Source organism: Streptomyces sp. CC0208 (genome assembly GCF_003443735.1).
GTDB lineage: Bacteria > Actinomycetota > Actinomycetes > Streptomycetales > Streptomycetaceae > Streptomyces > Streptomyces sviceus.
In genome coordinates this window covers 8,827,469-8,842,183 of record NZ_CP031969.1, presented here as the reverse complement: position 1 = coordinate 8,842,183, position 14,715 = coordinate 8,827,469, and the positions used below count along the sequence as shown (strand labels likewise).

The window sequence follows — 14,715 nt, the reverse complement described above, 5'->3', positions numbered from 1 at the left end:
CGGGCGCCTGGGCTGCACGTCAGCCGGTCGGAGCGGCGCCTTCGAACGAGGCGAGGCCGGCGTCGAGGAGGTGGGCAGCGCGGCGGACGTCGGCGGTCACCGCCTCATGGATGATGAGCCAGATCCTGGGCCACGTCCGGCGGAAGATGCTGCACGTCGGGCTGTCCGGCGTACTGAACGACCTCGACGAGAACGGCACACTCCGCCCCGGCAGCACTCTCAAGCCCAAGAGTCCGTGAAGGGGTACAGCGTGCGCAGGCCCTCGTTCAACGCGTACGACAACGCCGACCCGTGGGTCTGCCTGGGGTACAGGCGGGCGGTGAGTTCGAGGGACGGGTAGTCACGCAGCCGCAGCAGCTGCGCCATGCGGGTCATCGACCCGACGATGTCGGCCGCGACAACGAAGGGATCGGTCAGCTCCGCCTCGCCCGCGCCGAGGAAGACCTTCGCCACCAGGTCGTCGTGGGTCGCGGCATAGTCGGCCTCCAGCGTGAACAGCAGATCCTCACATCCGCTGAGGGCAGGGCTACTGGCCAGATAGCGGCCGAAGGCCGCCGGCCGGGAGAGCAGAGCGAAGCCGACGAAGTGTCCGCCGCCGGAGAACCCGACGAGACCGTGGTCGTCGTCGAACCGGAACTCGCTCGCCAGCCGCTGGCGCACCTCGTCGACCAGGAACGACAGCATGGCATCGGCGCCGCCGCCGCCCGTCGGTCTTTCGCTGGACAGTGCCTCCATGTGCGTGCCACCGAGCCCGGCATTGACCCATCTCGGCATCGCATAGAAGTCGTGCGTGCGACGCGCACCGAACTCGGCGGGATCACTCTCGTCGGGAGCGCCGACGCCGATCACGATGAGCTCAGCGACCTCCTGCACGGTGTGGAGCCAGTTCATCAGGCCGACGGTGAGCGGGAAGCTGAGGGACGCGTCTGTCACCCACAGGACGGGGTAACTGCGGTCACCGTGCTCGTACGACGGAGGGAGCGCGACGCGCACGTCATGCGGCCAGGGCACACCGGTCCCCTGCATCCGCCTGGTAGGCAGTACTTGATACGTGTGCCGACGCAGGGCCACGACTACCTCCTGCTGAAGCCGATGTTGGACAGCCGATCAGAGGGACTTCACGCACCAGGGCTACTCACATGTGGGATCTCAGCACGTCGACCTCGCAACCCGGCGCGAACGGGTCGAAGCCGTGCTCGCTCAGCCAGCGCACGATCAGCAGGCTTCGCAACGACCACCACGCCTGGATCACGGCGAGGTCGACGGCAGCGCCATAGCCGGCGATGACATCGGCAAGGTGCTCCTCGTGTCCGAGCGTGAAGGTGGCGAGATCGTACAACGGATCACCCTGGCCCGCCTCGGACCAGTCGATGATGCCCGTGACCTCGTCGCCGTCGACGAAGACGTGCGCGATCTGCAGGTCGCCGTGAGTGAAGGCCGGAGTCCACGGCCGGAACGCGGCCTCGGCGATCTGGCGGTTTCGGGTGACCAGGTCCGCCGGCAGGAGGCCGGTGGTCACGAGCCGCTCGCACTCGTCGTCGAGTTCCGCCGCCAGCGCGGTGATGTTCCGGCCGGCCTGGCCGGGGCGTGGCGGAAGCGGCGCCTCGTGCAACTTCCGGATGGCGGCGCCCGCCGCGGCCCATGCCGTCGGCGACCCGGTCGACGGCCCGCCGAGGGTTCCAAGCGTCACCCCTGGGAGTGCCGCGATCGCGAGCACGTGCGGCTTGCGCCACAGGACCTCCGGGGTGGGGACCGGCGCGAGGGCCATCGCCTCCACCTCGGCGTCGAGGCGCGCCTGATCGGCGTCCACCTTCACGAACACATCGCCGACGCGCAGTGTCGCGCGCTCGGAATGGGCGACGACGACTTCGACCTCATCCATGGGCTCCCAGTATCCCGGGGAGGGCGGCCGACGTCGTCGGGTTTTTCACGTGCGATGACGCGGCTCGACAGAGCAACACGGCGTGGTCGGGACGCAACTGCGCGCGTGGGCCCGGGTCGCGACCACTGATGGTCGTACGGTGATGCTCGGCCGATCAGGCGCGGTCGTGGAGCGTGACCTGGTAGCCGTCGGGGTCGGCGAAGGTGAAGGTCCGACCGAAGGGGCCGTCGATCGGCGCGGAGACGATGGTGTGACCGTCGGCGACGAGCGCATCGTGGATCGCCTGGACGTCGGTGGCGTGGAGCCAGATCGCGACGCCGATGCCGGGCTGCGCGACGGCTGCGAGGTCGGTGCCGGGAATGACGTCGCGGAGCGCGAACGCGATCGGCTCCGTCTCGAAGACGACGGCGTGCGGAGGTCCGGCCGATGGGCGGACGACGCCCAGGTACTGCTCGTAGAACGCCTGCGAAGCGTCGAGGTCGCGCACTGGAAGTGCTGCGGCGGGCGCGTTCGTGACACGGCAGACGATGAACGTGCTGCTCCAGGCCCTGGGACGAGACGGCTACGTGACTCGGCCCGCGAAGGCACCCGTCGGGAAGGCGCTTCCCACGCGGCTCACGCCTCGCGGCCGTTCCGGGTCCCGCGGAGGATGATCCATTCCCTGCGGGATGACAACGAGCGCGCGTAGTGACCATTCGCCGGCCTGCCAGACCTGCGCACGGGGGCTCGCCCCGTAAACCCAGGTGCCTCCCGGCCACCACCCCCGGTACCGTGCGTCCACATGGCATCGGAACTGGCACGCCCGCCGCTTCAGGCGGACGAACGCACCGCGCTCGTCGGATGGTTGGACCTGCAGCGGCAGATCCTTCGATGGAAATGCGAGGGGCTGAACGACGACGACGCGCACCGCTCGGTCATTGCGACCTCGCCGGCCATGACGATGGCCGGTCTCATCTCCCACATGCGCTGGACCGAGCACACGTGGCTGGAGGTGCTGTTCCTCGGCGGCGACGAGAAGCAGAACCCGTCATTCGACGAGTCACGCGAGGATGCCGACTGGCACAGCGAAGGCCGCCCTCTCGCCGAACTCGTCGCGGAGTACGACGCCCAGTGCGCCCGCAGCAACGCGATCGTCGCCGCCGCCTCCCTGGACGACGTCGGCCGCCACCCCGGCTTCCGCTCCGGCAGCGCCAACCTCCGCTGGATGCTGATCCACCTCATTGAGGAGACGGGACGGCACGCGGGGCACGCGGACATCGTCCGGGAACTGCTGGATGGCACGAAGGGGTATTACTAAGTCCGTCGGAGTTTCCCATTGCGTCTGGCCGATGCGCACAGGTGTCGGGAGCACGAGGTTGCTCGACGTGCCACGACTGCCCCAAGTATGGGGCCGTCTCCGGGAGTTGCCACGCACGGGTGCCGACGTGACGAGCCGGCTTCGGCGCGGCAAGGCATGGGCGTTTCACCAGGCGATGGGTGTGGTCTGGTACTTGTCGCCGAGGCTCCGCTGAAGCTGAAGATCGCCAAGTGGATCATGGGGTTCCTCGAGTGGCTGGGCTCAGGTCGGAGCGGAGCTGCCGCACGAGGGTCTTCGGGTGCCGTACGGCCTGCCACAGACCGATCGACAGCAGCGCCAGACTGATGGCGAAACAGGCCCAGAACACGAACTGGGTGCCGGTCGCGAGGTCGTGAGTGCTGCCGTCCTCGTAGCGGCAGTACGCCTGTGGGGGAAACGCCTTCGAGCCGCCGACCCCGCCGTAGTACATGGAGCACGGGTCCTCGCCGGGGTCCTTGAGCGTGTCGTCCGCCGTGACGATCAGCAACCAGGCCAGCGCCGCCACCGGAACCGTGCCGAACACGATCATCTTCGACCAGGTCGGCAGGCGGGGGTGGGCGAGGAGCCCGATCAGCGCGATCAGTATGACCACGAACACCGCTACGACGACCCCGGCGGTGAACCGCCTCTCGTACACCTCGACCAAGAGCCAGGCGACTCCGGCCACCGGTGGTGCGGTCAGGAGAAGGACCTTGAACCCGGACGCGATACGCGGCTGCGCCAGCAGGTACACGGCGAGCGCGCACGCGATCGCTCCGAGGAGCGCGATCACGGACGCTCGGCTGCGATGCCGCCGGTGGAGTCCCTGTGCGTCTCGTCCTTCCGCCACGGACCGACGCCGAGCTTGCCGGTCGTCCCGAGGTCGAGTTCCGGTACGACCATGACGGGATCGGCTGCGGGCTTGGCCCAGACGCGCACGTACGGCGCGTTCACGGGTTCGCCGGCCTGGGTGGTGTTGCGCCAGGCCAGCCCGGCCACCGCAGCCTCACCCGGACGCAGGACGACCGGTCGGGGGTCACTGTCCCCTCCCAGGCCGGTACTGATCTGATCGTCCCCTGCAGAATCCGTACGCCGTCCACGGGGCGGTGGTCCTCATCCTGGATCGCGAGTTTCGGGTAGCCGTTGAGCCGCAGGGGCCGGGCACCGCAGTTGACCAGGTGCAGGCCGACGGCGCGCAAGCCCATTGCCGCGTCGCCCTCATCGGCGTAAAGGTGCATGCCCGACTCCGGGCATGCACCCGAGGTGGACGAAACCTCGGCTTCGGGGACACTCCGCACCTTGATCACCTTCACTCCCGTCACCTCGGGGGCGTGACCGGCCCTCTCCCCCACGACGACGGTGCCCTTGACGGTCCGTCCTGGCCCGATCGCCTCGACGGTCTGCTGCGCGTTGTCGACCGCGCCTCCGGAGGCCGAGAGGAACCCGAAGGTCAGCGTGTAAGTGGCGGTCTCCGTCTGCTGGTTGGTGAGCTCGAAGTCCGCGCTGTTGTCGACTCCCGCACATCCGCTCTTCGGGCCCCAGGCGTACAGCGCGGTGATCTTGACGCCGTCCTCGGCCACGCCGTCGACGGAGGGCAGGGGCAGGGCGGTCGGCGTGCCGGAGGGACCGGCGGACGGCTCTACGGCCGGCGGGCTGCCGTACCGGGCGAGGTCCGACGGGCACAGTGCCTCGGCCCGGACCGGACCGCCGTCACCTTCCCCGCCCTCCCCGCCTTTCCTGCCGGACGAAGCGCTCTCAGAACCGCAGGCGGCGAGCAGCAGGGCGGCGGCGAGGACGGCGGGAGTGATGCGGGAGGCGGTCGACATCCGCCCACCCCACCAGGGAGACGGCCTGGTGGCTGTGGTGGAACCCACAGCTCCGGTCACAGCGGTGTCACAGATCATCGGTTCACGTCGAGGAGGGCCGCACCGCCGAGATCGGACATGGTGGGCCCGCAAGCGGGCTGTCGAGGTTGCCGACCTGCTTGCTGGACGGCCCTTGTTCGTCCGCGGCCGCGGACGGCACGGGCCGGAGCAGCGGCCAGACCGGTGAGCGGAGCGGCGGCGGTGGCCGCGAAGGCGGCAAGGAGTCTTCGTCGAGAGGCGTCAGACCTGTGCTTGATGATCCGTGGTCACCCACCGACACGTGAGGCCGCCCCGGTGACAGAAGCCGGGAGAGCCCCACCAGTGCGGAGGAACCCCAGCCGACGCACGGCTGGGGTTCCTCGACGTGATGAATATCGGTCGACGGTCAGCGTTGCAGGGTGAGGACGCCCGGCCGCCACGGCAGTTGGTCGTAGGGACCGCTCGCGCTCGGGGACTTGCCCTGGTAGAGGAACTGCAGGTTGCAGGGGTCGATGGTCTTGGTCTGGTCGGGGTTGGTGCGGACCAGGTCACCGTGGCTGATGTCGTTGGTCCAGGTGGCACCGCTGTTGGCCTTGCCCGCGAAGGGGTTGGACTCGGTGGCGGCCTGCGGGGTCCACGAACCGCTCAGGCTGGAGGCCGTGAACGAGCGGAAGAAGCGCTGCTCATTCGCACCCCGAGCCTCGACGATCATCAGGTACTGGTTCTGGCCCTGGACCTTGTAGACCTCCGGCGCCTCGAACAGGTTCTTCACCGTGTCGCTCATGACCGTCGTGTACGACGAGCCGAAGCTGCTCGGGAAGTTCCCGATCGGCATGCTCGCCCGGTAGATCTTGCCGTTGTCACCGGCGAAGAACAGGTACATGTTCTGGTCGTCCGCGATCAGGGTCTGGTCGATCGGGGCGGCGCCGGAGATGCTGCCGGTGAACAGGGGCTGCGGTGCGGACCAGCCGTTGGGGTTGGTGGGGTCGCTCGACGTGCGGTAGATGAAGGGCCACTGACCCCACTGGTACGCCAGCACCCAGATGTTCTTGGGCGCGAAGTAGAACAGCGTGGGCGCCACCGTGGCCTGGCTCATGCCGGTCTGGCGGGCCGAGGCCATGTCGGACCAGTTCGTGAAGGGAGCGAACGCCATCGAGCCGTACGACGATCCCGACACGTTCGACGCGTAGACCAGGTGCTTGCCGTTGTACGTCACGTTGGTGAAGTCCTTCAGCGAGACCCACCCGTTGGCCGGCTGCGCCAGCGCTCCCGTCGACGACCACCGGTACGAGGACGGCAGAGTGCAGTTGCCACCGCCCGGCGGGGTCGTCCCGGACAGGCCGGTCCACTTCTGGTTGCTGCCGCCGTTGCACGTCCAGATCTCCACCGCCGTGCCGTTGGCCGTACCGGAGCCCGTGACGTCCAGGCAGAGTCCGGACTCCACGCCGACGATCGTGCCGTCGGAGTTCACTCGCCACTGCTGGTTCGCGCCCCCGCTGCAGGTCCAGATCTGCACGCGGGTACCGGCCGTGGTGGCGTGGCCCGGAACGTCGAGGCACTTGTTGCCGAACACGGTGAGCTGGTTGCTGTCCGTCGCTGTCCACTGCTGGTTGGTCCCGCCCGAGCAGTCCCAGATCTGCAGCAACGTGCCGTCGGTCTGGCTGGAGTTCGGCACATCGAGACACCGGCCGGCGGCGACACCGCGCAAGGCGCCGCTGGAGGCCGCCTGAGCCGGGTTGGCGACGAGCATCGCCGCCAACGCGACCAGGGCCGCGATCGCAGCGGCGAGCACCACGGACACACGTCCGCGGTCGAAACTACGTCTGCGCATGGGGACCTCGTTGTCCTTGAGTGAGCGGCTCCGGCTGCCCCGCGCGGAGGCCGGCCGGACTGTCGAGGTGGTGCGGTGCGTAGCGGTCCGCGGCACGACAGCGAGCAGGCTTGACACGCGCATGACATATGCATCCACGGCGAACCCCCTTGCGACCCTGCCATGCGAGTGGAGCGGCCCTTGCGTTCGTCATACCGAACAACAGTCGAACCATCGAGCAATCTGGATGATAGGGAACCGCAGAACGGCGTCAATACTTCTCGCATGATTCGACATGAATCCCGAAACATTCGATACGGCGAGCAGCCAGCCGATCTTGGTCAACGGCCTTTCCGCAGGCCTCGAACAGAGCCGCCCGGACCCCTGAGGGATCCGGGCGGCGGGCGGTGCTGTCAGGTCAGGGGGCCAGCTGCCAGCGCGCGATGTACCCGACGTCGATGGACGCCCGGTCCTGCACGCGCAGCTTCCAGGTGCCGTTGAGCGGTTGTGCGGAGGCGTCGACCGTAAAGGTCTGGTCGACGTTGTCGGCGGAGCCGCCGCTGCGGTTGAGCAGGGAATAGACGGTGCCGTTGGGGCCGACGAGGTCGACGGTCAGGTCACCGCGGTAGGTGTGGACGATGTTGACGTAGACCGTGGTGGTCGCGGAGGCGTTGCCGTCACGACCGGTGATGGTCACCGGGGACTCCACGGCCGCCCCGTTGTCGGGGATGTCCACGCGGGTGGCGTTGGCGTAGACGTAGGCGATCTGCCAGCTGAAGGTGTCCGTGGCACTGGCCCCGGTGCTGTCGGTCACCTCGACGGTGACGTCGCCGGTGCCGAGGGTGGTCGGAGTGCCGCTGATCAGACCGGTCGGGCTGATGGCCAGTCCGTCGGGCAGGCCGGCGGCCTCGTAGGTCAGGGTGGCGCCGGTGTTGGTGGTGTAAGCGTCCAGCTGGAGGCTGACCGCCTGGTTGAGGCCGCTGGTCTGGTCGGCGACCGGGGCGAGGTTCACACCGAGGGCGATGCGGCTGCCGACGTTGATCGCCGCCCAGGAGTCGGCGACGGCGAGGTAGGTCGGGCTGTAGGCGCCGAACAGGTCGGCGGCCGCGGACAGGGTGGCGGTGCGGGCGCCGGCGTAGTCGGTCGTCGAGGTCATGTACGTCGTCAGCGCGCGGTACCAGATGGCGGCGGCGTTCTCGATGCCGATGCCGGTGACGGACCGGCCGTCGGAGGTCGGGCTGTCGTAGGAAACGCCGTTGACGGTCTTGGCGCCGCTGCCCTCGGAGAGCAGGTAGAAGAAGTGGTTCGCGGGGCCGGACGAGTAGTGGACGTCGATGCTGCCCAGATCGGAGCTCCAACTGTCCCTGGAGTCACCGTCCTTGGAGGGCTTGTCCATGTACCGCAGTGGCGTGCCGTCGCCGTTGATGTCTATCTTCTCGCCGACGAGGTAGTCGCCGGGGTCGGCCGCGAGGTTCTCGTGGAACTCGACGGCGGCGGCGAAGATGTCGGAGGTCGCCTCGTTCAGACCGCCGGACTCACCCGAGTAGAGCAGGCCCGCGGTGGCGGCGGTGACGCCGTGGCTCATCTCGTGGGCGGCCACGTCGAGCGCGGTGAGCGGGTGGGTGTTGCCCGAGCCGTCGCCGTAGGTCATGCAGAAGCAGGAGTCCTGCCAGAAGGCGTTGACGTAGTTGTTGCCGTAGTGGGCGCGGCTGTAGGCGGCGACGCCGTCGTTGCGGATGCCGTTGCGGCCGTAGGCCTCCTTGTAGAAGTCCCAGGTGGCCGCGGCTCCGAAGGCCACGTCGACGCCCGCGGTCTGGCGGTTGGACGGCAGGCCGGTGCCCCAGACATCGTTGTCGTCGGTGAACAGGGTGCCGGTGCCCGACGTGCCCTGACCCAGGTCGTACGTCTTGTGCCCGGCGCGGTCGGGGTCGACGAGTTGGTACGCCGATCCGGAGGGGGTGGTGCCGAGCGGGACCGTGCCGACGTACTGGCCGGTGCCCTCGCCGGTGTGCACCTTCTCGGCGGCCAGGAGTTCCTTGCCGGTGGCGGCATCGGTGACGACCTGGAGCTCGCTGGGCGTGCCGTCCCTCTGGACGCCCTTCACCAGGGTCTCCCATGCCAGCACGGGCTTGCCGGTGCCGGCCCAGATCACCTGCCGGGAGGAGTTCTCCACCTCAGCGCGCTTGACGTGATCCTTCTTCGAGGCCGTGAGCGCCTTGTCGGTGGCCCCGGCAGCCGTGATCTTCGGGCTGAGGGTGGATACCGAGAGCGGTGTCGTGTTCGCCTTGGTGACGGTCGTACGGCCGCTGCTGTCGTGGACGACGAGGTCGCCGCCCAGAACGGGCAGGCCGGCGAAGGTGCGCTCGTAGCGGGTGTGCGTGGTGCCGTCGGCATCGGCGATGACGTCCTTGACGACGAGCTTCTCCTTGGCGCCGAGACCGATGCGCCGCGCCGTATCGGCCGCCGCGGACCGGGCGCTCTTGAGCAGGGCGGTACGGCGGGCGGGGGTCAGGGAGGTCTGGGCCGCGCCGGCCCGGGGGGTGGCAGCGATCTTCGCATGCCCCTGGTCCGCCGGGGCCGCACCGGCCAGGCCGGGGGCGGCCACGACGAGCAGGGAGCCAACAGCGGTAAGGGCAAGGGCACTTGCGCGTCTGCGTCGCACGAGCGCGCGGTGGGTGAGGGACAACGGGTTCTCCTTCGGTACGAGAGCCGGCCCGTGGTGGGGGCCGTGGACGAGGCGGATCGGCGGGGTGCGCCGGCCCGGAGCGCTGCACGGCATGCGGGTGGAAGGAGGTGGGGGGTGACGGAAAAGCGATGGGTCTCGCGCGTGGAACCTGTGAGGGAACTGTGATTTCCCGGAGAAGAGTGGCACTGCGTGCCCAATGTTGTCATGCAAGCATCAAGACAACGGCTTGAATTGACCATGCCCACCCGGCAAATCGGCACATGCGGCGCCGGTTTTCGGCCGTCGTACGACCACCAGCACCCCGCGGCCACCTCGCCGCCGAGCCGGGTGTCGAGGGCCGAGGAGTTCGGGCTCCGGTGGCTCCTGCCAGGACGGTGCCGCAGTCCCTGTTGACACCCTTCACACGGGGAACTCAGGGAGCATGAGCAAGACCGCGCTGATCGTCATCGACATGATCAACACGTACGACCACCAGGACGCCGACCTGCTGCTTCCCTCGGCCCGCGAGGTGGTTCCGGTTCTCTCCGACCTGCTGAAGACAGCACGGTCGAGGGACGTCACGGTGATCTACGTCAACGACAACTTCGGTGAGTGGCGCTCTCATCACGGCGAGCTGCTCCAGCGGGCTCTCGCGGGGCCGCACGCCGACCTGGTGGAACCGGTGAAACCGGACCGCTCGTCGCTGTTCGTGCTCAAAGCGCGGCACTCGGTGTTCTTCGAGACCCCGCTGTCCTACCTGCTGCGCCAGCAGGACATCGAGCGGTTGGTGCTGTGCGGCCAGGTGACGGAGCAGTGTGTGCTCTACTCCGCTCTCGACGCCCACATCCGGCACTTCGAGGTCGTCGTGCCGCGCGACGCCGTCGCCCACATTCACTCCGACCTCGCGGACGCGGCACTGCACATGATGGAGCGCAACATGGATGCCCGGGTGTGCGACAGCAGTGAGCTGTGGGACTGAGCGGACGACGACTGGAGCCCCTTGTGAGGGACCGTTTCTGACGGTCCGTCTGTCGGCCTCCACCCGCATCCGGCTCACCCTGCGGCTCCGGTTGCGCACCCGCACTCCCAGCTATGGCACGCCGTTCGACACTCCCGCCGACGGGGCATTCTTGTAGGCCCGTTCGCCTCTGGTGTCGCCGTCGCCTCCCAGATGTCACCGTCCGGCGCCCTTCTGGCGCGGTGTTGAAGCGCTTCGACTCACCCGTCGGGGCCAGAAATCGGTCAATGACGCCGGTAAAAGAAAGTTTCTTAGCGGCATCAACCCCTTGTTGCCCGAGAAATGTGCCATTAACGTTCCCGGCCAGGCGAAGCGCTTCGACACGGTGAAGGGAAGGGCCGCCACCATGACCTGTGAGTGGCACCGCACAGCCCTCGTCCGCCCGCACGGGTCGAGGCCGTCGTTTCCGCCCGTGCGTGGCCGCGCAGTGCCGCGCGTCGGCTGAACTCCCCCACCTCCCCGGAAAGGCACCCATGACCAGCGCACCGCAGACCCTCCGGTGGGGCCATCAGGCCCTTGAGGTGGAAATCGGCGTCGACGAGGACGGCACCCCCCGGCTCACGCGGATCGGCCTGCCTGGCGGCACGCGGCCCGAGCGCCGGAACTGGCCGCCGCTGCCGCTGGTGGAGGTGACGGCCGCGGGCCACGGCCGCGCCTGGTCGGGCGGGCGCCTGATCGACACGTCGCTCGGCGGACGGCTGCGCTACCGCGCCCACCACGTCGGCCACGACGGTGACTGGCACGTGCTCCGCGTCGAACTCCACGACCCCGAGACCGGTCTCGTCGCCGAGGTCACCTACCGCTCACCGGACGGCGTGCCCGTGCTGCGCTCCGAGGTGGCCCTGCGCAACGACGGCGAGGCGACCCTGTACCTGGAGTCGGTCTCCTCCCTCGTCGTGGGCTGTCTCGCCGACGGCCCGCAGGCCATCGACGACGCCGACCTGCTGTGGGCCGAGAACGACTGGGTCGCCGAGTGCCGCTGGCAGCGTCGGCCGATGCGCGTGACCTCTCCGGTCCTCGCCGATCGTGTCGTCTTCGACAACGGCAAGGGCGAGTTCACCCAGACCGGTCGGGGCGTGTGGTCCAGCTGCGGCCGGCTGCCCATGGGCGGCCTGACGGACCGTCGTCTCGGCCGTGCCTGGGTGTGGCAGATCGAGCACAACGGCGGCGGCTGGCACTGGGAGTGCGGTGAGCGGGACACGCTCGCGTACCTGGCCCTGTACGGCCCGAACGACACCCACCACGGCTGGCGGCATCCCCTGGAGGCGGGCGCACGGTTCACCACCGTGCCCGTGGCCCTCGCCTTCAGCGACGACGGCGGCCCCGACGAGGCGTTCGCCGCGCTCACTCGCTACCGCCGCGCCGCCCGCCGTCCACACACCGACCAAGAGCGGCTCCCCGTCATCTTCAACGACTACATGAACTGCTTGATGGGCGACCCCACCACGGAGAAACTGCTTCCGCTGATCGACGCGGCGGCCGAGGCGGGCGCGGAGTACTTCGTCATCGACGCCGGCTGGTACGACGGCGAGAAGGGCGGCTGGTGGGACAGCGTGGGCGCCTGGGAGCCGGCGGCCTCGCGCTTCCCCGGCGAGCGCGGAATCCACGAGGTCCTCGACCGCATCCGCGAGCGCGGCATGGTGCCCGGCCTGTGGCTGGAGCCGGAGGTGATCGGCGTCCGCAGCCCCATGGCCAAGTCCCTGCCCGACGAGGCGTTCTTCCGCCGCGACGGCGTCCGCGTCACGGAGACCGGCCGCCACCATCTGGACCTGCGCCACCCCGCCGGCCGAGCCCACCTGGACCGGGTCGTGGACCGCCTGGTCGGCGAGTGGGGCGTCGGCTATCTCAAACTCGACCACAACATCGACCCCGGCTCCGGCACCAGCGCCCACCCGGGCGAGACCCCCGGCGCGGGTCTGCTCGGCCACAACCGCGCCCACCTCGACTGGCTCGACGGCATCCTCGACCGTTACCCGCACCTGGTCGTGGAGAACTGCTCCTCCGGCGGGATGCGCTGGGACCACGCCCTGCTGTCCCGGCTCCAGCTCCAGTCCACCAGCGACCAGCAGAACCTCCAGCTGTACGCGCCCATCGCCGCGTCCGCGCCCACCGCTGTCACGCCCGAACAAGGAGCCGTCTGGGCCTACCCGCAGCCGGAGGACTCCCTCGACGAGGTAGCCTTCACCCTGGCCAACGCCCTCCTGGGCCGGATCCATCTCTCCGGTCCGCTGCCGGACCTGCGCCCCGAAGCCCGGGCCCTGGTCCACGAGGCCGTCGCCACGTACAAGCTCATCCGCGCCGACCTCGCGCACGCCGTCCCGTCCTGGCCGCTCGGCCTTCCGGCCTGGGACGACCCCTGGATCGCCCTGGCCCTGCACACCCCCGACACCACCTACCTCACCGTCTGGCGCCGCCCCGGCACCGAACCCACCACCGCACTCCCCCTGCCCCGCCTGCGCGGCCGCGCGGACCGCGTCGAGGTGCTCCACCCCACCGTGAGCCGGGCCGATATCGACTGGAACCCCGACACCGCCGACCTCACGCTGACGCTGCCCACGGCGCCGTCCGCGGTGCTGCTCCGCCTCGATCACACGGCAGAAACCCGCTGAGCGAAAGGTTTTGACGAAGTGTCAGACGACCAGGGGGCGGAAGCCACCGTGTCCAATCCCGTGATCCCCGGCTTCCACCCCGACCCCAGCGTCTGCCGGGTGGGCGAGGACTACTACGCCGTGTGCTCCAGCTTCGAGTACTTCCCCGGCATCCCCGTCTTCCACAGCCGCGACCTGGTGCACTGGACCCAGATCGGCAACGCCCTGGACCGGCCGAACCAGCTACGGCTGCCGCTCGACTCGCCCTCCTCCGGAGGTATCTACGCGCCCACCCTGCGTCATCACGACGGCCGCTTCTGGCTGATCGTCACCAACGTCAGCAGTGACGGCAACATGCTCTTCACGGCGACCGACCCCGCGGGTCCCTGGTCCGATCCAGTACATCTGCCCGGGGTGCCCGGCATCGACCCGGACCTCGCCTGGGACGAGGACGGCACCGCCTGGTGCACGGTCGCCGGAGTCTCCCAGGTCCGTCTGGACCCGTACACCGGCAGGACGCTCGGAGAGCCGCACAAGGTCTGGTCCGGTGGCCCCGACGCGATGGCCCCTGAGGCACCGCATCTGTACCGCATCGGCGCCTACTGGTACCTGCTCATCGCCGAGGGCGGCACCGAGCGCGGCCACGCCGTCTCGATCGCCCGCGGGCCGTCCCCCTCGGGACCGTTCGAGCCCTGCCCGCACAACCCGGTCCTCACCCACCGGGGCACCAACCGGCCCGTCCAGAACACCGGTCACGCCGATCTCGTCCAGGCTCCCGACGGCTCGTGGTGGATGATGCTGCTGGCCGTGCGGCCGGGGGGCGGCACACCGGGCTGGCACGTGCTGGGCCGCGAGACCTTCCTGGTGCCGGTGGAGTGGGTGGACGACTGGCCGGTCGTGGGCGAGGTGCCGCTCGAACTGCCCACGCCTGCCTGGCCGTTGGTCCCCGGACCGGCCGAGCCCGCGCGGGACGACTTCGACCTCGGCGAACTGCGCCCGCAGTGGATCTCCCCGCGTGACCGCTCCCCCGAGCACTGCACGAAGAAGGAACGCTCCGGCTGGCTGACCCTGCGTGCCCGCGGCGGCTCCCTGGACGCGCCGGACACCGTGTTCGTCGGCCGTCGGCAGCAGCACCTGGCCTGCGAGGCACGCACCCGGGTCGACGCGGGCCAGGGGCGCGGCGGGCTCGCCGTCCGCCTGGACGAGGAGCACCACTACGAGATCGAGGTGTTCGAGGGTGAGGTGCGGGTGCATGCCCGCGTCGGGCCCCTGCGCACCGTCCTGGCCTCCCGGCCGGTACCTGCCGGCCCCGTGGTGCTCGGCGTCCGTGTCTCCCCCGCGCCGCCCCGGGGCCCCCGCACCGGGCCAGACATGCTCACCTTCGGCATCGAGGAGCCGGACGGCACCTTCGCCGAGCTGGGCTCCCTCGACGGCCGTTACCTGTCGACCGAGGTGGCCGGCGGTTTCACCGGCCGGGTCATCGGCATGTACGCCTCCGCCGGCACCGTGCACTTCGACTGGTTCGACTACGCACCCTTCGGCCTCTGACCGAGCAGTATCCCGCCCTCGGGCGCCCCTCCCTCGACCACCTGC

Annotated in this window: 13 protein-coding genes and 1 pseudogene; 6 read left to right on the top strand and 8 right to left on the bottom strand. The window is 69.6% G+C overall.

Annotated features, from left to right (window positions below; translation table 11 throughout):
• The first annotated feature begins 110 nt into the window (after positions 1-110).
• Positions 111-239 carry a hypothetical protein gene (locus D1369_RS44645; protein WP_272920806.1) on the top strand — a complete coding sequence of 43 codons (129 nt, stop codon included), beginning with the start codon at positions 111-113 and terminating at the stop codon, positions 237-239.
• Here D1369_RS44645 and D1369_RS40580 read toward each other — a convergent pair.
• The 3 genes from D1369_RS40580 to D1369_RS40570 form a co-directional block, all read right to left on the bottom strand.
• Positions 220-1,011, bottom strand: a complete 792-nt coding sequence (locus D1369_RS40580) for an alpha/beta hydrolase-fold protein (protein WP_240436133.1) — start codon at positions 1,009-1,011, stop codon at positions 220-222. The two genes, D1369_RS44645 and D1369_RS40580, sit on opposite strands and share 20 nt — an antisense overlap.
• Positions 1,012-1,135: 124 nt before the next feature.
• Positions 1,136-1,882, bottom strand: a complete 747-nt coding sequence (locus tag D1369_RS40575; RefSeq protein WP_007379429.1) for a phosphotransferase — start codon at positions 1,880-1,882, stop codon at positions 1,136-1,138.
• A 154-nt stretch (positions 1,883-2,036) separates the two neighbouring features.
• Positions 2,037-2,369: a VOC family protein gene (locus D1369_RS40570; RefSeq protein WP_007379430.1), complete on the bottom strand. Its 333-nt coding sequence runs from the start codon at positions 2,367-2,369 to the stop codon at positions 2,037-2,039.
• Between the two features lie 10 nt (positions 2,370-2,379).
• On the opposite strand from D1369_RS40570, the pseudogene D1369_RS44270 reads away from it, so the two are divergent.
• Both D1369_RS44270 and D1369_RS40560 read left to right on the top strand, forming a co-directional pair.
• Positions 2,380-2,514: pseudogene (locus D1369_RS44270) on the top strand (MarR family transcriptional regulator); the annotation flags it as partial.
• Between the two features lie 149 nt (positions 2,515-2,663).
• Entirely contained in the window at positions 2,664-3,179 is a 516-nt protein-coding gene (locus tag D1369_RS40560) for a DinB family protein (RefSeq protein WP_007379431.1), read from the top strand.
• A gap of 235 nt (positions 3,180-3,414) precedes the next feature.
• Here the strand turns inward: D1369_RS40560 and D1369_RS40550 are convergent, their stop codons facing one another.
• The 5 genes from D1369_RS40550 to D1369_RS40535 form a co-directional block, all read right to left on the bottom strand.
• On the bottom strand, positions 3,415-3,990 hold the full coding sequence (locus tag D1369_RS40550) for a hypothetical protein (RefSeq protein WP_050789656.1): 576 nt from the start codon (positions 3,988-3,990) through the stop codon (positions 3,415-3,417).
• A complete protein-coding gene (locus tag D1369_RS44815) occupies positions 3,987-4,217 on the bottom strand; it encodes a DUF4232 domain-containing protein (protein WP_346426753.1) in 231 nt (76 codons plus the stop codon). Before D1369_RS44815 ends, D1369_RS40550 begins: the two co-directional genes overlap by 4 nt.
• Entirely contained in the window at positions 4,148-5,023 is an 876-nt protein-coding gene (locus D1369_RS44640) for a DUF4232 domain-containing protein (protein WP_272920807.1), read from the bottom strand. The genes D1369_RS44815 and D1369_RS44640 overlap by 70 nt, the downstream gene beginning before the upstream one ends.
• Positions 5,024-5,447: 424 nt before the next feature.
• Complete coding sequence (locus D1369_RS40540; protein ID WP_007379434.1) at positions 5,448-6,872, bottom strand: non-reducing end alpha-L-arabinofuranosidase family hydrolase; 1,425 nt, start codon at positions 6,870-6,872, stop codon at positions 5,448-5,450.
• Between the two features lie 397 nt (positions 6,873-7,269).
• Positions 7,270-9,537, bottom strand: coding sequence for a M4 family metallopeptidase (locus D1369_RS40535; protein WP_007379435.1), 2,268 nt, complete (start codon positions 9,535-9,537; stop codon positions 7,270-7,272).
• Between the two features lie 421 nt (positions 9,538-9,958).
• Between D1369_RS40535 and D1369_RS40530 the strand changes: the two genes are divergently transcribed.
• From D1369_RS40530 to D1369_RS40520, 3 genes are all read left to right on the top strand, one after another.
• Complete coding sequence (locus D1369_RS40530; RefSeq protein ID WP_007379436.1) at positions 9,959-10,495, top strand: isochorismatase family cysteine hydrolase; 537 nt, start codon at positions 9,959-9,961, stop codon at positions 10,493-10,495.
• Between the two features lie 512 nt (positions 10,496-11,007).
• On the top strand, positions 11,008-13,143 hold the full coding sequence (locus D1369_RS40525; protein ID WP_007379437.1) for an alpha-galactosidase: 2,136 nt from the start codon (positions 11,008-11,010) through the stop codon (positions 13,141-13,143).
• 18 nt (positions 13,144-13,161) lie between these two features.
• Positions 13,162-14,670, top strand: a complete 1,509-nt coding sequence (locus D1369_RS40520) for a glycoside hydrolase family 43 protein (RefSeq protein ID WP_007379438.1) — start codon at positions 13,162-13,164, stop codon at positions 14,668-14,670.
• Positions 14,671-14,715 lie beyond the last annotated feature (45 nt).